The 20,647-nt window shown below is 58.8% G+C and carries 15 protein-coding genes; 4 read left to right on the top strand and 11 right to left on the bottom strand.

Features of this window, described 5'->3' with window-relative positions:
- Window positions 1–18 precede the first annotated feature (18 nt).
- From PSEMAI1_RS0110590 to PSEMAI1_RS0110605, 4 genes are all read right to left on the bottom strand, one after another.
- Window positions 19–1,170, bottom strand: coding sequence for a tyrosine-type recombinase/integrase (locus PSEMAI1_RS0110590; protein ID WP_232219888.1), 1,152 nt, complete (start codon window positions 1,168–1,170; stop codon window positions 19–21).
- A 513-nt stretch (window positions 1,171–1,683) separates the two neighbouring features.
- Window positions 1,684–3,222, bottom strand: coding sequence for a DHA2 family efflux MFS transporter permease subunit (locus PSEMAI1_RS0110595; protein ID WP_024302852.1), 1,539 nt, complete (start codon window positions 3,220–3,222; stop codon window positions 1,684–1,686).
- Between the two features lie 13 nt (window positions 3,223–3,235).
- On the bottom strand, window positions 3,236–4,375 hold the full coding sequence (locus tag PSEMAI1_RS0110600; RefSeq protein ID WP_024302853.1) for an HlyD family efflux transporter periplasmic adaptor subunit: 1,140 nt from the start codon (window positions 4,373–4,375) through the stop codon (window positions 3,236–3,238).
- Window positions 4,376–4,410: 35 nt separating this feature from the next.
- Window positions 4,411–5,787 (bottom strand): efflux transporter outer membrane subunit, encoded by a 1,377-nt coding sequence (locus PSEMAI1_RS0110605; RefSeq protein ID WP_232219889.1) that lies wholly within the window; start codon window positions 5,785–5,787, stop codon window positions 4,411–4,413.
- Between the two features lie 152 nt (window positions 5,788–5,939).
- On the opposite strand from PSEMAI1_RS0110605, the gene PSEMAI1_RS0110610 reads away from it, so the two are divergent.
- Window positions 5,940–6,551 carry a TetR/AcrR family transcriptional regulator gene (locus tag PSEMAI1_RS0110610; protein ID WP_232219890.1) on the top strand — a complete coding sequence of 204 codons (612 nt, stop codon included), beginning with the start codon at window positions 5,940–5,942 and terminating at the stop codon, window positions 6,549–6,551.
- Between the two features lie 138 nt (window positions 6,552–6,689).
- Here the strand turns inward: PSEMAI1_RS0110610 and PSEMAI1_RS0110615 are convergent, their stop codons facing one another.
- Window positions 6,690–7,388 carry a TetR family transcriptional regulator gene (locus PSEMAI1_RS0110615; protein ID WP_232219891.1) on the bottom strand — a complete coding sequence of 233 codons (699 nt, stop codon included), beginning with the start codon at window positions 7,386–7,388 and terminating at the stop codon, window positions 6,690–6,692.
- Between the two features lie 322 nt (window positions 7,389–7,710).
- Here PSEMAI1_RS0110615 and PSEMAI1_RS0110620 point away from each other — a divergent pair, with 322 nt between their 5' ends.
- The 3 genes from PSEMAI1_RS0110620 to adeC are packed head-to-tail and all read left to right on the top strand — an operon-like array spanning window position 7,711 to window position 13,588.
- Complete coding sequence (locus PSEMAI1_RS0110620) at window positions 7,711–8,898, top strand: efflux RND transporter periplasmic adaptor subunit (RefSeq protein WP_024302857.1); 1,188 nt, start codon at window positions 7,711–7,713, stop codon at window positions 8,896–8,898.
- Between the two features lie 15 nt (window positions 8,899–8,913).
- Window positions 8,914–12,123 (top strand): efflux RND transporter permease subunit, encoded by a 3,210-nt coding sequence (locus tag PSEMAI1_RS0110625; RefSeq protein WP_024302858.1) that lies wholly within the window; start codon window positions 8,914–8,916, stop codon window positions 12,121–12,123.
- Complete coding sequence (gene adeC, locus PSEMAI1_RS0110630) at window positions 12,116–13,588, top strand: AdeC/AdeK/OprM family multidrug efflux complex outer membrane factor (protein WP_024302859.1); 1,473 nt, start codon at window positions 12,116–12,118, stop codon at window positions 13,586–13,588. Before PSEMAI1_RS0110625 ends, adeC begins: the two co-directional genes overlap by 8 nt.
- A 205-nt stretch (window positions 13,589–13,793) precedes the next feature.
- Here adeC and asnB read toward each other — a convergent pair whose 3' ends face one another.
- From asnB to PSEMAI1_RS0110660, 6 genes are all read right to left on the bottom strand, one after another.
- On the bottom strand, window positions 13,794–15,677 hold the full coding sequence (gene asnB / locus PSEMAI1_RS0110635) for an asparagine synthase (glutamine-hydrolyzing) (RefSeq protein ID WP_024302860.1): 1,884 nt from the start codon (window positions 15,675–15,677) through the stop codon (window positions 13,794–13,796).
- 4 nt (window positions 15,678–15,681) lie between these two features.
- A complete protein-coding gene (locus PSEMAI1_RS0110640) occupies window positions 15,682–16,641 on the bottom strand; it encodes a glycosyltransferase family 2 protein (protein ID WP_029770631.1) in 960 nt (319 codons plus the stop codon).
- Window positions 16,642–16,680: 39 nt separating this feature from the next.
- Entirely contained in the window at window positions 16,681–17,019 is a 339-nt protein-coding gene (locus PSEMAI1_RS0110645; RefSeq protein WP_024302862.1) for an EamA family transporter, read from the bottom strand.
- 8 nt (window positions 17,020–17,027) lie between these two features.
- A complete protein-coding gene (locus PSEMAI1_RS0110650) occupies window positions 17,028–17,960 on the bottom strand; it encodes a class I SAM-dependent methyltransferase (RefSeq protein WP_029770633.1) in 933 nt (310 codons plus the stop codon).
- On the bottom strand, window positions 17,957–18,787 hold the full coding sequence (locus PSEMAI1_RS21245; protein WP_084612663.1) for a bifunctional 2-polyprenyl-6-hydroxyphenol methylase/3-demethylubiquinol 3-O-methyltransferase UbiG: 831 nt from the start codon (window positions 18,785–18,787) through the stop codon (window positions 17,957–17,959). Before PSEMAI1_RS21245 ends, PSEMAI1_RS0110650 begins: the two co-directional genes overlap by 4 nt.
- Window positions 18,788–18,856: 69 nt before the next feature.
- The gene (locus PSEMAI1_RS0110660) at window positions 18,857–20,422 is read right to left on the bottom strand and encodes a hypothetical protein (RefSeq protein WP_029770634.1); all 1,566 of its coding nucleotides are present in this window, start codon (window positions 20,420–20,422) and stop codon (window positions 18,857–18,859) included.
- Window positions 20,423–20,647 lie beyond the last annotated feature (225 nt).

Consider the following 20,647-nt stretch of genomic DNA (forward strand, 5'->3'; position numbering starts at 1 on the left):
TTTCACCGTACGCCACATTCACTCATCCATGTCCTTCTCCAGCAGATCACGGTCGAAGGCCTCGGCCTGCTCCTTAAGGCTGGCATGGATGTAGTAGCGCTGCGTCGTGGCATGCGACTTATGCCGCAAGCGCTCCGCCGTCAGATGGATCGGCACCCCCGCCCGGGCCGCATGAGAAGCCAGCGAGTGACGGATCCAGTGGGTCGACGCACTTTTCAGGGCATCGCCCCAGCGCTCGTCCACGGCTCGCGCCGTAGGCTCGGCCATCCGGAAGAACCACTTCAGCGAGCTGTAGATTTGCAGCCCCTGTATCGGACCGGCCCCGTCCAGCGCCGCCACCAGCGGCACCCCGCCTTCCCCACGCCCCGGATGATCGGACAAGCCCCGGAACCGGCGGTAGCGCACCAACGCCTCCACCGCCTGGCGATCCAGCGGCACGTCGACCACGCGCCCTCCCTTGCCCATTACCCGCCACAGCCATAAACCGTGACTGCGGTGAATATGCCCCATCCGCGCCCCGGCCAGCTCGCTGCGCCGCGCTGCCGTCCTGTACAGCCAAGCCAGGAGGAAGCGCAATCGCTCGACCCGCGCCAGGCGGGTCGGCGTCGACACGGAAAGCCGATCCAGAAATTCGGCCAGCCACCCCCAAAGCGCTGGCTCAAGCCACCGATTGATGGCCACCTGCCCCTCGTCGTCGAACCCCGCCGGGGCGACAGTTTCCCGGCCACGCTGATTCTTGCCGAGCAGGCGGAAAGGGTTGGCCGCCAGATAGGCGGCATTGACCAGGTAATCGAACAGTGCCTGCAAGATGATTTTTGCCTGGCGTCGGCTGGATTCCTTCAACGGACCATTGATCAAGCGCCAATGGGCAGGCCAGTCGGGATGACGCTCCGGCACGGCCAGCCAGTCGAAGTAACCATGCAGGTCTTCCACTCGCAGACCGGATATGGACTTTTGCCGGAAGCTGATCGACCACAACAGCAAGCGATACGCCTCTTTCCGATACGCGCGAAGCGTGTTGGGGTTATCGATCGTCGCCAGCCAGCACTCGATCGCCTCCAGATCGTTGCCGGCCGCAATCTGGCATGACCCGCCGTGCGAAAGCGAGCGATTCTCCCCCGGCGCAACGGACATTCCCTCCCGACGCACCAGAAGTTCGACCTCGTGCACTGCCGGCCACCCCTTCAAGCTCGACCCGACCATTTCGCCCCCTTTTTTTTGACCCCCGCATTATAGTGCAACGATTATGTAAATAATCATTGCTTATTATCATATAAATGTATTTATATCATGTTATACGTAATATATTATTAGTTACAAGCCAATGTGAGCCACCACCTCAGAACATGCAGGAAAACCAGGTACGAACACGGGCATTTGCTACACCAAGGCATGGAAACAGGAAGGACAGGATCGAAAGGCCTTGATGGAGACAGCATTCGGCCCGCAGGGGACGCGCAATCAGGAAAGTGATGGCTTGCGGACAGGAGATGGCGCAGAAAGCGCCAGAAACGGCGGACAGACGAACCGCAAGAGCGACCTCGTCAGCATCTTCCAGAAACCAGTCAATGCGGCATCAAAAAAGGCCTTGCGCATGCCGAAGAGGCACACCCAAGGCCTTTCCCGAACCGGCCAGCCCACGGCCAACCGATAGACAGCTCCCCGGCACCGCCAGGTGCTGCCCTAATGCACGTTACTAGTATCCGCCACCTTGGTCGGACGTGGCGCCAGCCAGATCGCGCAAGCCGCGATCACGAACGATAGCCCACTCAGCCAGAAAATCTGGTTGGTCGACAACATGATGCTTTGCGCCTGCACCAGCTGGTCGATCATGCCCCTGCTCGTTTCGGTGCTCATGCCGCTCTGGGTCAGGCTCTGCAGCGTCTGCCCGGCCGAATCGACGAAGCCGGACAGCTCGGCGCGGTTGTAAGCGGCCTTGTCCTCCCAAGAGGTGGTGACCAGCGAAGTCGCAAAGGCGCCGGACAGCGTCCGCAGGAAGCTCATCAACCCCGCCGCTGAAGCCATCTCCTCGGTCTCCACGCTGGCCATGGCCAAGCCGGTCAGCGGAACGAAGAAGAACGGCATGCCGAGCCCCTGGAACAGCAAGGGCAAGGCCACCTGCCAGAAACCCATGTCGGAGGTGCCGAAGCTGCGAAACAGCGTCACACCGCCAAGCCACATCACACCGAAGAACACCAGCGGGCGCGGGTCCATCCTGGTCGACATCTGCGCCGCGATCGGCGCGGCGATCACTGCCAGGATGCCGCTCATGGCCGTGGCATAGCCGGCCTGGGTCGCCGTATAGCCCATGTAGCTCTGCAGCCATTGCGGCGTCAGCACCGTGGCACCGAAAAACGAGCCAAAGGCAAGCGAAATGGTCAGCACGCTGGCCCAATAGCCACGATGGCGGAACACGCGCAAATTGACGATGGGATTGCTGTCCGTCAGCTCCCAGATCATGAAGGCAGCAAAACCGATGACGGCGATGATCGCCAAGGCCACGATCTCGGGAGACGAGAACCAGTCCAGGTTTTTCCCTTCGTCTAGCATCAACTGCAAAGCCGCTACCCAGACGATCAGCAAGGCCAGTCCGATGGCATCAACAGGCAGTTTCTCCACCTTGCTTTCGAAGCGCTTGAGCATCTGCCAGCCGAAATAGCTGCACGCCACGGCGATCGGCGCATTGATGAAAAAGATCCACGACCAGCCGACCTGATCACACAGATAACCGCCGAGGATCGGCCCCATGATGGGTGCGACCAGCGTGGTCATGCTCCACAGGCCGATGGCGGCGCCGGCTTTCTCCTTAGGGAAAATCTGCTGCAACAAGGTCTGCGACATCGGCATCAGCGGGCCACCCGCCAAACCCTGCAAGACGCGGAACAGCACCAGCAGCTCGATCGAGTTGGCAAACCCGCACAACACCGAAAACAACCCGAACAACATCATCGAGGTGACAAAGACGCGTACCGCCCCGAAACGGCCGGCCAGCCAGCCCGTCAGCGGCACGATGATGGCCTCCGCCACGGCGTACGAGGTGATGACATACGTCCCCTGGCTGGCGGACACCGCCAGCCCGCCGGCGATATTTGGCACCGAGACGTTGGCGATGGTGGTGTCGAGCACCACCAGGAAGTTGGCAGCGGCCAGCAGCAAGGCGGCCAGCCATAGCGCCCCACCTTCCAGCGGCTTGGGTGGAGCGGCAGCGACGTGAGCGCTCATGACGCTACTCCTTTTAAAGCTTGCTGGCCGTATCGACGGTGGCGGTCATGGACAAACCAACCTGCAAGGGATGCGCCTTCAACTCAGCCGGGTCCAGCTCGATGCGCAGAGGCAGGCGCTGCACCACCTTGATCCAGTTGCCGGTGGCGTTCTGGGCCGGAATCAGCGAGAACGCCGAGCCGGAACCGCCGGAGAAGCCGGCCACCTTACCGTGATACACCACGTCGGAACCATAGATATCCGAATGCAGAGTGACCGGCTGGCCGATACGCACCTTTTCCAGTTGCACCTCTTTGAAGTTGGCATCCACATGCACCTGCTGCAGCGGGACGATCGACATCAGCGGTGCGCCGGGCTGGATACGCTGCCCAACCTGCACCTGGCGCTTGGCCACCACGCCATCGACAGGGGCGCGAATCACCGTGCGCTCCAGATCGACGCGGGCCTGATTGCGCTTGGCGCGCGCCAAAGCGACTTCCGGGTTGGTTTCGACCGTGGTGTTCGCGGTCAGCGTCTGATTGGCCTTGAGCGAGCCGATGGCGGCCAGCTTGTTGGCCTCCGCCTGCGCCAGCACGGCCTTGGCCGAGTCCATGGCCGCCTTGGCAGTGTCGTAAGCCGTCTTGGCATGCGTCAGCTCTTCCCCGGAGACCGAGCCGGATTTCGCCAGCGCCTGACGGCGCTCGAGGTCGATCCTGGCCCGGTCGAGATCGCTTTGCGCCGAGCTCAGTTGGGCCCTGGCGCGCAACAGCTCGGCATCACGGGCGCTGACCTGGGCCTGCAAGCCATCGTCGCTGGCCAGATAGCCTTTGACCTTACGCTCGGCGCGCGCCAGTTCGGCCTCGGCCTGCTCCAGAGCCAAGCGCGCATCGGTGTCATCCAATTCCACCAGCACGTCGCCGCGCTTGACGGCCTGGGTATCCACGACCTTGACGGCACGGACATTGGCACTGAGGGAGGGTGTCACTTGGGCGATTTCGGCGGCGACATAGGCGTTGTCCGTCGTCACATGATGCGAGGCGACTAGCGTCCAGTAAGCGCCGTACGCCGCGGCGGAAAGTGCCACCACGCCGCCGAGGGCGAGGAACAGTTTCTTACGCTTGGCCGCATTGTCGGTCTGCGGGATTGGAGCGGTGACAGTCAGCGTTTCAGACATGATGGATTCCTTGATTATTGAATATCTGTAAGGGGTTAGGCCACGCGATAACCGCCCCCGAGGGCGCGAATCAGTGCGACGTCGAGGCTCAAGCGCCGGGTCTGCAGATCGCTCAAGGCCCGACGGCTGCTGACCACGCTGTCTTCTGCGGTCAGCACATCCAGATAGGTGGCCAGCCCGCCCTGATAGCGGTTGCGGGCAATGCGCAAGGCATCCTCGGCGGCGGTCAGCGACTCCTGCTGCGCCGACAGCCGGCCATCGAGCGCCGCCTGGCTGCTCAGGGCATCGGCGACGTCTTGCAGGGCGCGGTTCAGGGTCTGGTCGTAATTGGCAACGGCCTCGTCGTACTGGGCCCGGGCCACGCGGTATTGGCCTTGCAACTGCCCGCCGCGGAAGATGGGCAGGCTGATGGCCGGGCCGAAGCCGGCAATGCCGGATCCGGCCTTGGTAAACAGATCCAACCCCAAAGACTGCGCCCCGACGTAGGCCGACAGATTGATGTTCGGATAGAACTCGGCGCGGGACTGATCGATCCGCTTGGCTGCCGCTTCGGCGCGCAGCCTGGCGGCGGTCAGATCGGGCCGGCGCCCCAGCAAGTCGGCGTGAAGCTGCGAAGGAATGGCGATGCTTTGCGCGAGATCGATCCGCGGCCGCTGAATACGATCACCCCGCTCCGGATCGGCCCCCATCAAAGCCGCCAGCTGATGCCTCTGTAGGGTGATCGACTCCTCGATCGCCAGCAGCTCGGCCTTGGCCGACGCCGACCGGGAGTCCGCCTGGCGCACCGTGCCCAGCGTTTCCAGCCCTTGCCGCTGGCGTTCGGTGATCAGTTGGGCACTTTGCGTCCGGATATCGAGAGCCTGCAGTGCCGCATCCTGCTGGGCGTACAAGTGGGCCAGCTCAGCATAGGCCGAGGCAATGGCCGTCGATAGCGTCAGGCGTGCCTGGGCCGCATCGGCCTCAGCCGCCGCCCGCTCGTTGGTGGCAGCGGCCAGGGCCGCACGGTTCTTGCCCCAAAAATCGATCTCATAACTCAAATCCAGGGTGGCCTTGACGGAATTATTGAGCCCCTGCGGCACGAACGCGGCCGGCACGCCGTTGTTGTAGCTCTGCTTCATGCGAGTCACCGAGGCGTTGACCCCGACCGAAGGCAACATGGGGGCGCCAGCCTGCTGTGCCACGCCAATGGCCTTGCGCACCCGCGCATCGGCGGCAGCCAGATCGGGCGCGTTGCGCAGTGCCTCGTCGATCAAGGCATTCTGTTGGGCATCGCCGTAACGCTCCCACCAAGTGGCATCGATTTGGGCCTGCTCCGTGGTCGGGCTGGCGTTCAAGGATTTGGGCTGGGGCAAGGGGCCAAGATCCGGCACGCTGGCGCAGGCGGCCAAGGCGAGCGAGATGGCCAAGGGCATGATCCGCTGCAATAAACCCGAAGGCGAAGAAGCACTCATAGGGGTGATTTCCTCATAAACTAAACTGTACGGTTTAGTTATAACTTGACAGATTTTCGTCGTCAAGCAAAACTGAACCAACTGGTTCAATTTTGAGGTGCAAGGTTGTGAGAGTGAAAAGCGAGACGAAGCGGCAAAGCATCATCGATGCCGCGGCGGCAGTATTCATGGAACAGGGCTTCTCCGCCGCCTCCATGTCGGACATTGCCAGCCGCGCAGGCGGCTCCAAGGCCACCTTGTACAGCTACTTTCCGTCCAAGGAAGAGTTGTTTGGCGAGGTGATGCGGGACTTATGCGTGGCGCGGGTGCAGCCCGTCTTCGCCGCACTGGAGACCGGCGGGGAGCCCGCCGAGGCGCTGGAGCTTTTCGGCATCCGCTTCCTTCAGGAAATACTCAGCCCCGACCTGCTCGCCATTCGCCGCATGGTGGTGGCAGAGGCCGGGCGGTCCAATATCGGGCAACAGTTTTACAACCAAGGGCCCAAGGCTGGCCGCACAAGAATCGCCCAGTTCCTGGAGCAACAAATGCAGATGGGGCGCATGAAGAAAGCCGACCCCTGGCGTGCCACCATATACCTGATGGCCCTGCTGACGTCCGACCTGGCCGACGAGTGCTTGTGGGGAGTGCGGGAGAAACCCTCCGACCAGGAAATCACCGAGCATGTGCACTCGGCACTGGCGGTGTTTTTTGCCGCGTACGGCGCCCCCCCCTCCACGCAGAGCTGATCGCAACGGGAGAAAACGGCCATGCCAGTATCGGAACTCCATCGACAACGCCGGTCACCCGGCCCCGCGATGCGAAACCGATGCAGCCTCCCTGCCCTTTTCCCGCATACGGGGTTCACGCGGGTCAGGGCCACCGTTTCACGGCCGAAGCATGGCGGGACAACGCTGGAGCATTTCCAGATAGCCGTCCAGCATATTCCCGGCGTCGCGTTCGAGGTCGAAGCTCTCGGGGTCGAACAGCCAGTTGCCCATCAAGCCACTGACGAGCGCATGCAGCATGATATCGGCGCGCTCGATATTGAGCCCGGCCGGCAACTGGCCGAGCTCGATAGCCCGGAGCAGGATGCGCTGGATGCGCTCGGTACAGTCCTTGATGCATTGTTTCTGCCGCTGCATCACCGGCCCCATCTCCTCGGTGAGTTCGCATTTATGGTAGAGCACGTCGAACACACGCCGGCGCTGTTCGTTATGCACCAGGCTTTGCAGAATGCTCAGGCAGGCGGCACGCAATTCGCCCAGGGGATCGGAGTGTTGCGGATTATCCACCACATCCGAGAACAAGTTCTCGATCGGCAGGTTCACGCGGTCGGTCATTGCCGTGAACACGTCGGCCTTGTTCTTGAAATGCCAATAGATCGCGCCACGCGTCAGTCCGGCAGCGGTGGCGATGTCCGCCAGCGAGGTGCGCGACACCCCCTGCTCGGCGAAGACCCGCTCGGCGGTGTCCAGAATCAGGCTGCGCGTTTCCAGCGATTCTTCTTTGGTTTTACGGGCCATCGAGTCCCCTTCCCGAAATGGTGGATCGGCCATGGCAATCCACTCGTAATAGACATACATTCATGAATGTATATATACTATCAGCCAGTCAGCCGATTTCCCAGCGCCTCTCACGCATCCCATTTCTCGCAACAGGGATTTCTCTGGACTGTGATGCATTTTCAGGACAAAAGCCTGATGACTTTCCACGGGATAGGCAAATCATCCATTCCCGTCCATGGTTTGCCACAGCATTTGCCCATATAAAGGCGGCTAGAAAAATCGCATAATCAAGACATTTGCATTTGCTAGACGAGCAAAGGTTGCCGATTTCATGGACAACCCTTCTCGGAGCATCGATTTAGCCATACCCAATCACCCACTTGAGTATCGGGAGCGTTCCATGCGCATCAATAGAAACACTTCATTGCGTCTTATCACCGTAGCCACCCTCGCGGCGGTCGCCGCCCTGGCCGGCTGCGGTGAGAAACAGGCGCAGCAGCCGGGGACCGCCAACCAGCCTCCGCAAGAAGTCGGCATCGTGACGGTCAAACAGGAAAGCCTGGCCCTGTCGACCGAGCTGCCGGGTCGCCTGAATCCCTATCGTGTCGCAGAGGTACGCGCGCGTGCCGCCGGCATCGTGCTGAAGCAGGTGTTCCGTGAGGGCAGCGACGTCAAGCAAGGCGAGCTGCTGTTCCGCATCGATCCCGCTCCCCTGCAAGCCAGCCTGCTCAGTGCCCAGGCGTCGCTGGCCAAGTCGGAAGCAACGCTGGCCCAGGCCAAGCTGCAGGAAGGCCGCTACAAGGAGTTGGTCGCGGTCAACGCCGTGAGCAAACAGGATTACGACAACGCGGTTGCCGCTGTGAAACAGGGGCAAGCCGACGTGGCGGCGGGCAAGGCGGCGGTGCAGACCGCCAAGCTCAATCTCGGCTATACCACGGTGACCTCGCCGATTCCCGGCCGTATCGGCAAGGCCCAGGTGACGGAAGGCGCGTTGGTGGGCCAGAACGAGCCCACCCTGCTCGCCACGGTGCAGCAGCTCGACCCGATCTACCTCGATTTCACCCAGTCCAGCACCGAGATGCTGCGCCTGCGCCGCGCATTCGAGAGCGGCGAGTTGGAGAGCGTGGCCCCCGGCCAGGCCAAGGTCCGGCTGGTGCTGGAAGACGGCAGCGAATACCCGCAAACCGGCAAGCTGCTGTTCTCGGACGTGACGGTGGATCAGAGCACCGGCATGGTCACGTTGCGCGCCGAATTCCCGAATCCGAAGCATGAGCTGCTGCCGGGCATGTACGCGCGGGCCCGCCTAGCGCAGGCAGTCGACAAGCAGGCACTGACCATTCCGCAACCAGCCTTGCAGCGTGGACAAGGCGGTTCTGCCTCCGTAATGCTGGTGGGTGCCGACAACAAGGTGCAGGTACAGCAGGTCAAGGCCGAGACCGCGGTCGGTGACAAATGGGTGATCACCAGCGGCCTGAAGGCCGGCGACAGAGTGATCGTGCAGGGACTGCAGAAGGTCCGCCCCGGCGTGCCGGTGAAGCCCGTCCCGGTAGCCGCGTCCGCTCCGGCAGCAACCGTACAAGGCCAATAACGGAGAGCACCCATCATGCCTAAGTTCTTCATCGATCGCCCGGTGTTCGCCTGGGTGATCGCCCTCTTGATCCTGCTGGTCGGGGGGCTGTCGGTGGTCAAGCTGCCGGTGGCTCAGTACCCCAGCATCGCGCCGCCGTCCGTGTCGGTGAGCGCCACCTATGCCGGCGCCTCGGCCGAAACGCTGCAGAACTCGGTCACCACGGTGATCGAGCAGCAGATGAACGGTATCGACGGCCTGCTGTACATGTCGTCCAACAGCCAGTCGTCCGGCCAGGCCACCATCACGCTGTATTTCCAGCCCGGCACCAACCCGGACATCGCCCAGGTGCAGGTGCAGAACAAGCTGCAGCTGGCGATGCCGCGCCTGCCGACCGAGGTACAGCAGCAGGGGGTGAAGGTCGCCAAGGCGACCCGCAATTACCTGATGTTCGTCACCCTGTCGTCGACGGATGGCAGCGTGGATGCCGTCGGATTGGGTAACTACATCTCGTCCAGCCTGCTCGACCAGTTGAGCCGGGTGACCGGTGTGGGCGAGGCCAATCTGTTCGGCTCGGAATACGCCATGCGCGTGTGGGTGAGCCCGGACAAGCTCAACAGTTTCAAGCTCACCACCTCCGACGTGATTTCCGCCATCAAGTCGCAGAACGTCCAGGTATCGGCCGGCGAACTGGGCGGCTTGCCCGCAGTCCAGGGCCAGCAGCTCAACGCCACGATCCGCTCGCAAAGCCGTCTGTCCACGCCGGAGCAGTTCGGCAACATCCTGCTGCGCGTGAACAAGGATGGCTCGCGCGTGCTGTTGCGTGACGTGGCGCGTGTCGAGCTGGGCGCTCAGACCTTCACCACCAAGGCCTTCGTTGACGGCAAGCCGGCGGCAGCGGTCGGCATCAAGCTGGCCCCCGCAGCCAACGCGCTGGAGACCGCTCAGGCGGTGCGTGACAAGGTCAAGGAACTGGCACCGTACTTCCCGGCCGGCGTGAAGGCGGACGTGCCGTACGACACCTCGAAGTTCGTCAAGATCTCGATCGAAGAAGTGGTCAAGACCCTGATCGAAGCCGTGGTGCTGGTCTTCCTGGTGATGTACCTGTTCCTGCAGAACTTCCGCGCCACGCTGATCCCGACCATCGTGGTGCCAGTCGCGCTCGCCGGTACGCTCGGCGCCATGGCTGCGTTCGGCTTCTCGATCAACGTACTGACCATGTTCGGCATGGTGCTGGCGATCGGCATGCTGGTGGACGACGCGATCGTCGTGGTGGAGAACGTCGAGCGGATCATGAGCGAGGAAGGACTGCCGCCGCGCAAGGCCACCCGCAAGGCGATGGAGCAGATCACCAACGCCCTGATCGGCATCTCGCTGGTGCTGACCGCGGTGTTCATCCCGATGGCCTTCTTCGGCGGCTCGGTGGGCGCGATTTACAAGCAGTTCTCGCTGTCGCTGGTGGCGTCGATGGTGTTCTCGGTGCTGCTGGCCCTGACGCTGACCCCGGCCCTGTGCGCGACGCTGCTCAAGCCGGTGGATGCCGGCCATCACCACGCCAAGAGCGGCTTTTTCGGCTGGTTCAACCGCAGCTTCGCCGCCAGCACCAACAAGTACCAAGGCTCGGTCGCCAAGATCATCAACAAATCCGGCCGCTACATGCTGATCTACCTCGCCATCATCGGCGTGGTGGCGCTGCTGTTCGCACGCCTGCCGTCGTCGTTCCTGCCGGAAGAAGATCAGGGCTATTCGATCACCATGGTACAGTTGCCGACCGGCGCTACCGCCGAACGGACCCGCGGCATCCTGGAGCAGGTGGAGCAGTACTACCTGAAGCAGCCGGAAACCGCGCACTCGATCGCCGTGGCCGGCTTCGGTTTCAACGGCAACGGCCAGAACCTGGGCCTGGTATTCACCCCGCTCACGGATTGGGACGAGCGCAAAGCCAGCGAACACCATGTACAGGGCGTGATCGGACGGGCCTTCGGAGCGTTCTCGCAGATCAAGGACGCGATCATCTATCCGCTCAACCCGCCGCCGATTCCGGAACTGGGCAACGCCACCGGCTTCGACTTCATGCTCCAGGACCGCAGCAACCAGGGGCACGAGAAGCTGATGGAAGCGCGCAACATGGTGCTCGGCATGGCCGCCAAGGATCCGCGCCTGGCCGGGGTTCGCCCGCAAGGCATGGAAGACGCGCCGCAGTTCCAGGTGACCATCGACCAGGAGAAAGCCAGTGCGCTCGGCCTGTCCCTGGCGGACATCAACAGCACCTTGAGCACCAACTTCGGTTCCTCGTACGTCAACGACTTCACCAACGGTACTCGCGTGCAGCAGGTGATCGTGCAGGCCGATGCGCCGTACCGGATGCAGCCGCAAGACATCGAGAAGCTGTACGTGCGCAACAACACGGGCACCATGGTGCCGTTCTCGGCCTTTGCCAGCGCCAAGTGGAGTTACGGCTCGCCGCGCCTGGAACGCTACAACGGCGTACCGTCGATGGAAATCGTCGGCACCGCCGCCCCGGGCAAGAGCTCCGGCGAGGCGATGCAGGCGATCGAGGAAATCGTCGCCAAGCTGCCACCGGGCTTCGGCATCGAGTGGACCGGCCAGTCGTACGAAGAGCGCCTGTCCGGCTCGCAGGCTCCTGCCCTGTTCGCGATCTCACTGGTGGTGGTATTCCTGTGCCTGGCCGCCTTGTATGAAAGCTGGTCGATCCCGTTCTCGGTGATGCTGGTGGTGCCGCTCGGCGTGCTCGGCGCGCTCCTGGCCGCACACCTGCGCGGCTTGCCCAACGACGTGTTCTTCAAGGTGGGCTTGCTCACCACGATCGGCCTGTCGACCAAGAACGCGATTCTGATCATCGAATTTGCCAAGGATCTGCAGGCGCAGGGCAAGAGCGTGATCGAGGCGACGCTTGAAGCCGTGCACCTGCGGCTGCGCCCGATCCTGATGACCTCGATGGCCTTCGTGCTCGGCGTACTGCCGTTGGCGATCAGCACCGGCGCCGGTTCGGCGAGCCAGCACGCGATCGGTACCGGCGTGATTGGCGGCATGCTGTCGGCCACCTTCCTCGCCATCTACTTCGTGCCCGTGTTCTTCGTGTTCGTGCGCAGCCGGTTCAAGGGCAGCGAGCGCCAGCGCAAGTTCTACACGCACCACATGGACGAAGAAGAGACTGCCTTAGAGACGGTTCCGGTGCCGGTTGAAGCGCGCCATGCGGATCAGGAAGGAAAACGTCATGACTAATAAATACACTTTGACCGCCCTGCTCGCCGCCGCCCTGCTCGCCGGCTGCTCCATGGCGCCGACCTACCTGCGCCCGGCCGCCCCGGTCTCCGGGCAGTGGCCGAGCGGTCCGGCCTACGGCGGCGAGGCGGCCACCCAGGCAACCAAGAACGGCGTGGCGGCCGATATCGGCTGGCGCGAGTTCTTCGCCGATGCCCGGCTGCAAAAGCTGATCGAACTGGCGCTCGCCAACAACCGTGACCTGCAGGTGGCGATGCTGAACGTCGAAAAGACGCGCGCGCAGTACCAGATTCAGCGCGCCGACCTGTTCCCGGCGATCGACGCCACCGCCAGCAGCACGCGTCAGCGCCTGCCGGCCGACCTGTCCAGCTCCGGGCGGGCCAGCACGAGCAGCAAGTATTCGGTCGGGCTCGGCTTCACCGCCTACGAACTCGACCTGTTCGGCCGGGTGCAGAGCCTGAAGAACGAGGCGCTGGAACAGTACTTCGCCAGCGAAGCGGCGCGGAAATCGGCCCAGATCACCCTGGTCTCCGAGGTGGCGAGCCAGTACCTGACGCTGCGCGCGCTCGACGAGCAGCAGAAGGTGGTCACCGACACGCTCACCGCGCAGCAAAGCTCGTACGAGCTGACCAAGAAACGCTTCGACGTCGGCACGGTCACCGCGCTCGACCTGAGCACCGCCGACAGCCAGGTGCAGACCGCCAAGAGCAATCTGGTGAGCCTGATGCAGCAACGCGCTCAGGCCGAGAACGCCCTGACCCTCCTGGTTGGCCAGCCCTTGCCTGCCGACCTGCCGGAAGGCAACGCGTTCGATGCCCAGGGCTTGCTGGCCGACCTGCCGGCTGGCTTGCCGTCCGATTTGCTGGAACGACGCCCGGACATCATCCAGGCCGAGCACCAGCTCAAGGCGGCCAATGCCGATATCGGCGCGGCACGCGCGGCGTTCTTCCCGAGCATCTCGCTGACCGGCAGCTTCGGCACGGCGAGCAGCCAGCTCAGCAACCTGTTCAAGTCCGGCCAGGGCGCCTGGAGCTTCATCCCGCAGATCAACCTGCCGATCTTCGACTGGGGCAAGAACACGGCGAATCTCGATGTCTCGACCACCAGCAAGAAGATTGCCGTGGCACAGTACGAGAAGTCGATCCAGTCGGCGTTCCGCGAGGTGTCCGATGCCCTGACGGCACGCGCCATGGTCGAGCAGCAGATCGCGGCGCAGGAAGCGCTGGTGAAGTCCGAAACTCAGCGCTACCAGTTGGCCGAACTGCGCTACCGCAACGGAGTGGATAGCGCGCTGAGCCTGCTCGATGCCCAGCGCTCGCTCTACAGCGCGCAGCAAGGGCTGATCCAGACCCGGCTCGCACGCCTGACCAACCAGGTGACCTTGTACAAGGCGCTGGGCGGGGGGTGGCTGGAGCGTTCGGCCGGTACGGCTCAAGGACCGGCGGCGGCGAACGGTGCCTCCTGAGTTGGTTTAACCGACAAAAGCCCAGCCATTCCAGTAGGGTGTAACCCTCGTCTGAACGGCCAAATCAAACGCCACGGGTAGACCTCGTGGCGTTTTTGTTGTCTGAATGGCGATATCAGCCATCCGATTGGCTCACGCCGGCATGACGCATACTAGGCGAACTCCCCGTCGCAAAGCCTGGCAGGATCGATCACAAGGCCGTCGACTAGGCCTCACGTGCCATCAAATCGGGGGTATGAGAGAAAACCGCCCCCAGCACCCACTGGCTCCACAAGAAGCCATGATGGTTTGTCTTATGTCCACGGTAGTCGGTGAATGCCTTGGCGACGAAGTCCGCGTTCAACCAAGGCGGACAGGGCGAGTTGGCCAGGCCAAAGTCCTTATTTCTCAGCCACTGGGCGACCGGCGCAGCAAACCCCTGCTTGCGCCGATAAAGAATGGACTGGGGCAGCAATGAGCCCATCGCCTTTTTCAAGATGTACTTCGTTTCGCCACCCCGGAGTTTGTATGAGGAAGGGAGCCTCCGGGCAAAATTCACGATATCGACATCGAGGAAAGGAGAGCGCACCTCGAGAGAGCTCATCATGCTGGCACGATCGGTCTTCGCCAGAATATCGTCCTGCAAATAGATGTCCGTAAAAAACTGTAGCGTGCGGTCGACCAGATTGGTTTGGGAGCACCGGTCCCATGCCTCGATCGCCTCGGAAAACACCTCGTCCAGATCGACAGGCTCTTGGAACAGCTCGGAAAAATCTTTTTCGTCAAGCAAAGACATCCATACCGGATTCCACAAGCACGAGGGGTAACTCAGCCCACGCAAGGCCCGCTTCAACTTGAAATCGAGGCTCATGTAGCTGTCTACAACCGGCAAGCGGTTTGCCCAAAAGCGTATTGCCGTGTGCACTCTTCCCGGAATCATTTTCTGGTAGAGAGCCGCCCACCTGAGTGCCCTGAACGGGGCGTAACCGCCAAAGAGCTCATCCGCCCCATCCCCGCCAAGGGCTACCGTCACCGTATTGCGGGCAAAACGGCAAAGCAAGTAAGTGGGTAACAGAGAGCTATCGCCGGTCGGCTCGTCCAGCCGCTGCAACAGTTCCAGAAGCAGTGCCTGGGCAGCCGTTGACGACAATATTTCTTCATGATGATGTGTCTGCAGGTGGCTCGCTGCTTGCCTGGCGAAACATGACTCATCGAAGCTCTTTTCTTCAAATCCGATACTGAACGTCTGGAGCGCACCGGGGACAAGATGGCGTGCCGCCATTGCCGCTACGGAAGAAGAATCGATGCCACCGCTCAAAAACACCCCGACAGGCACATCGGCCACCAATCGCCGGGACACGGCTTTATCCAGCAGATCGGCAAGTTCCTCCATCTTGTGCCGCTCGCCAGCGGCAGACCAGGTATCTTCCGGTTCGATGACAAACGACCAGTAGCGGTCTACTTTGATGGCATGGTCCTGCAATGAAAAAGTGAGAGAACACCCGGCTGGCAGTTTGAGGATTTCCCGATAAGGAGTATGGGGCGCTGGAATGTACCCATACCCTATGTATTTCTTGATGGCCTGCCTGGATACGGAGACCCGGATAGCCGAATGAGACAGCAAGGCCGTCAACTCGGAAGCAAAGGCGAATGTTCCCTGCTGAAACGAATAGTAAAACGGCTTCTCACCAAAGCGGTCACGACTGCAGAACAACCGTTGCTTCGTTTGATCGTACAGCACGAAGGCCCACATGCCGTTCAGCTTTTGCGTCAGTGCCTCGCCCCACTCGCGGTAGCCATGAAGCAAGACCTCGGTATCGGAATGATCGGTCAGGAAAACGTGACCAGCGGCTTCCAGCTCCGCGCGCAACTCACGGTAGTTGTAAATCTCACCATTGAAGATCACGCCCAGATGCCCATCCGCTGTCCACATAGGCTGATGACCGCCGGCAATATCCAGAATCGCCAAACGAGCATGGCCCAAGTGTAGCTGCCGGCTCGGATCACACCACAATCCACTCCCGTCAGGTCCCCGATGGGCCAGAGCCGAGACCATCCTGGCAAGATCATCCGGCGCCCCGGGTCCGACAAAACCGGCGATGCCACACATGCTCTCACCCCTTCAGCGTATGGAGTTTGATATTGCAGGTCTTGCCTATCAGGTACACCGTCTTGCCTTGGGCCTCGTAATAAGTCCGAATGAGGAGCTCCGCCAGCAAGCCCATGAGAATGCACATGAAACCCGATACCCCCGCCATCACCACCAGCAGGGGCAAAGGAGTGGAGATGAGAGATACCCCTTCGATAAACTTCAGATAGATGGCCCACCCTCCAGCCAATAAGCTGATGAACAAAATGGCCAAGCCGACTGCGCCGAAAATATACATTGGCTTACCTGCATATTTGGACAGGAACTTCACCACCATCAGGTCGAGAATCACCTTCATCACACGGCTTAGCCCATACTTCGAGACTCCATTTTGCCGGGGATGGTGAACAACCGGGATTTCCGCTATGCGCGCCCCAAACCAACTGGCATAAATAGGAATAAATCGGTGCATCTCGCCATACAAGCGGACGCCTTTGATTACATCTTTACGATATGCTTTCAGAGAGCAACCGTAGTCATGGAGATGCACTCCCGAAACGAATGAAATGATGCCATTCGCAACCATGCTGGGGAGATTTCTTTTGATCGGATTGTCTTTCCGGTCTTGCCGCCAGCCGGAAACGACATCGAACCCTTGCTCCAGCTTGTCCAAAAGTCTCGGAATATCTTGCGGATCGTTCTGCAGATCGCCATCCATGGGGATGATGATGTGCCCTTCCGCGTAGTCGACCCCGGCCATCATCGCAGCCGTCTGGCCAAAGTTGCGGCAGAACTTGATCACTTTCACCGCCTCGTCCTTTTCCGCCAGCCCTTCCAGCTTTTCCTGGCTATTGTCGGTGCTTCCATCGTTGATGAAGATCAATTCCCAAGGCTGTCCAATTCTTTTCAGCACTGAAACAGCTTGCTCGTACAGTGCCTCCAGATTTTCTGCCTCGTTGTAGACAGGCACAATAACAGAAATCATAAGCACCTCCCGCACACCCGACAAAAGCAACACAATAAGTCACGCCACTGATTTGCCAACCAGCATGATTCCAGAAAAAATCAACCCGATACCGGCAAGCCTTGTACCATCGATAGGCTCACCCAGAAAGAAATGAGCAGCCACAATCACTGCGACAAACTGAATGGCCGCAAAAGATTGAGCAACGTTCAATGGCAACTTTGTCAGAACCGCCACATAAAATAATGAGGCCACACCAAAGCAAACAAACCCAAAAACAATCCTGGCATTAAGCAAGGAAAGAACTTCACCCGATGACTTGTCGGCTCCTATCTTGAAAAGAAGATTGGCCGAAACAGTCAGGCTCACCATGGCAATGTAATAAATCAATATCTTCATTTTTCGGCTCATTCAGGCTTTTCAGCCACACCGACAACGATCAGGCCAGACTGTTTCAGCCACGGAAGATGTACAGCCCAATCATCCAGCTTGGCCATGGCTCTGGTTATGTAACGTATGGCGGGGAGGTAGCGAAACAGGCGATTGAAGACGAGCACATCACTGTTCATCAAGACACAATAACCAAAGAAACCGCACGTCTCCCAATGCTTCAATACGAGCCCGGCCTTCACAAGAACAGGTGCCGTTTCATCAAATAACAAAGGTCGTTCCGTTTTGTCATCGAGCGAAGCTGAAAACCGGTAGATGACAGCGCGCAGCCATCGCCAGAGAAAGAAATCACTAACTGGCTCGCGCCAATAAAACCTGCCACCCCGTTTCAATATCCTGAAGACCTCACCGAACAGCTTTTCCCGATTATTGACATGGTGAATCCCACCCATGATGAACACGCTGCTGAACAAGTTGTCTGATAGGGGTAGGTTTGTCGCATCACCTTGGATAAAGCAATAGCGATCATCCTTCAGGAAGGATCTGGCAGCGTCCAGCATGGACATGGAGATATCGACGCCGATGCCGGTCTGCACTTTTTCTCCAAGCAACCGGAAAGCCTCTCCGCTACCGCAACAGATCTCTGCAGCACACGAAAGATCAGCATGCGCCACCACATCGAGAAACACACCATCAAGGTAAGACATGTATTCTTGAGTGTGGGGGTAGCCCAGGTTTTCGATATATTTTTTTGCAATTTTCTCAAAATGGGCCTGCTGACGTCTGGCATCTTCGGTACAAAACTCTTCAGCGAACAGAGGAATGCCAGACGGACTAACTCGATAGACAATACTCCCATCGACATTGACAAGCCCAGGGCCATCCAGGCGCACTTCCCCGCCCGAAATGGGACATCGCAACATGCTAACAAAACGGGTAGAGAGATTCATTCGCCCTCCTCCTTGACACGCCCACCAAACTTCCAGGAATTCCCGTTCCTCATGACGATATAAACACTTTGCTGATCAATCCGCTCATTACCGGCAAGCCAGTTCAAAATAGTTTTCTTGTTTATATAGGCGGTTTTTGGAGTCACCAACTGATCGAACGCGACATGCCTGAAGAACGCAAACTCTCGCTGGCTTATCCAAAGGCAATATTCATACAAGGGAAGCCTGCTTGCCAGCCTGGACTCCCCAAGAGCCGCCAGGCATTTCGCATAGCAATAAAACGGGACGGCCAGTGGAGTTGCCACAAGATATTTTGTGAACCACCACGGCATGTGCGACGTTATCTTTCTCAAAGGGTCGACCACATTCATAACGATCGAGTTGCCTTCCTCAGCATACACCCAGCAATGGAACCTGCCGCCAGGCTTGACGTTTCTGACAACGGCATCGAATCCCGACCTTGGATTATCCAAATGGTGTAGCACTCCAATGGAATAAACCAGATCAAAATTCGCGCCATTGAACGCAGTCATATCGTCCTGAGTAATGCGCCAATGCCGAAATGAGGAACGGGACAGGTTGCCAATTGCAGACCGAACAGAATCACCTAGGTCCACCCCTTCAAGAAACGAGGGAGACCAATCGATCATATGGAGCAGCTGGCTTCCATTCCCGCAGCCCAGCTCCAAAACCCGCCGACCCTGAACATCAGATGAACAGATCGGGCTCATCCAATCCTCAAACTGGTCTCGAGTGTAAATCGACCCAGCTGGCAAATTATTCCAGGAGTTTGCGAATGCATTGGCTGTTTTCTGATCATTCAGCATGGTCTCACCACCATTTTTTGAGCGCACGTTTTCTCAACTGTCCCAGGCCAACACTCTCTCAAACCGCGCCTATTGAGAATACTTTTCAACTAGCGTCTTGTATTTTTCGACATCCCTCAGCAGCACGGAGTGTCGCCCATCGTCAAAAACCAGCTTGAACCGCCCTTCAGCCAGAAGAAGCTGCTTGATCGGGGCCGTCGTTTCACTCAGCACGAGATCTATTTTTTTTGCATCGAAGTATTTTTTCCAGTTCTTCCCGCCACGATAAATTTCTCGGTATTCATCAACAAACCCCTTAGGATAGATATCCGTTCTACCGTAAATAAAAACTCTCTGCTGGGGGTAAAGTCGGTAGATAAGGTAGCCACCATAATGGTAAGTATTGAACATGCGCCCTTGGATATGGTTTCTCTGGATGAAATCAACCGCAGCAACCGGCAACATCGCAGACATAGACAAGTCGGTATAGTTTTTACGAGAAGGGTAAAGAAGCAGAATAGCGAACAGGGCTAGCAACAGCATTGCCCAATTCATGACTGTCTCAGCCCTACCTACCTGCTTGTTTCCGGCAGCCAACATCCACCCTATTGTCACGGCAACCGGACCACGCCTTGCATCAGGCGAAGTAGACCTATTCAATTTCGCCAAAAAGCCAGACAAGTTTAAATATCGATAGAAAGCAGCAAAGAAAGGCGCCATAACGAGAGCCGCCAATGGCAGGTTCCGTACGGATACAAATGCGCCGCTGATAAACACGAGAGAAACACCGATCTCGGTCAGGTCAGGTTTTCTGCTCGAGTAGACCATACACGCAAAAAAAGCAAAGACCATCACCAGAAAATATTGGAAGAAAAGCTTGTGAAAATTTGGCGACTGCCATTCGTTGATGAACTGAGTATCCCCTGAAGAAACAATGGCTTGATAGGGGTAAAGCCAATAATGAAAGCCCTGAGGATTAACTGCCGTCGCCAACAAGCCGATCAGCGCAAAAAAACTCAATTTTTTCAACCTATGTATCTCGATGCAGTCCGTCGCATCTGCATAGAGATGTTTCCCCCATTCTGCGGAGATGAAGACGGCCATCAGCACCAAGCCAATGAAGAAGCCACCATGCAAGTTTGCCCACAGCAGCATGATCAGTGGAATGAAGAGCATGCCACGATCAATGCGGAAATATTTGAACAGGAACAACTGCCGAAGAAGTATGGAAAAGAACAGGAAAGTGAAGATGTGAGGCCTGGGCGCTACCCATCCCATGAAGGAGCAAAACAGCAAGGTCACCACAACGGCCTTGCCTTCATCCCCCAACACATCGCGACAGGACTTGTAAGTCACAACCCAGCAAAACACATAAACCAGTGCCGTGAACGCCCCTACGCCATTCAAACCACCCATCCGGTACAGCATGTAAAAAATCCATTGAGACAGCCACTCCGACAATACCCACTGGTTTCCATGATTGGTATAAGTAAATACATCATGCCAGGGCAGGCTTCCCATGCTAAAAATCAGTTCACCTGTTTTTAAATGCCAATACAAATCCGGGTCCTCGAACCTTGGGAACAGGCTCATGACTGTAAACATAACTATAAAAATAGCGGCAGGAGGTCTCAGTTCCGCTTTCATATAACGCATGGTTTCAGATCCCCCATCCATTCTAAACACACAACAAAAGGCTAGATTTATCCGCTTTGTGATGCACTATAGTTGACGACAAGCGCTTCGCAACAGTTTGACTCGGATTTGCAAATGGTCTAAACACAAAACTATGATGTTGCTCAATAAATAACCAATGGCGCTACCTGTTTCACAACCAAGAGCAAACCTTATTTTTAAGGCAAAAAAGCAAAATCAAATTCA

It is taken from the genome of Pseudogulbenkiania sp. MAI-1, assembly GCF_000527175.1.
Classification (GTDB): Bacteria; Pseudomonadota; Gammaproteobacteria; order Burkholderiales; family Chromobacteriaceae; genus Pseudogulbenkiania.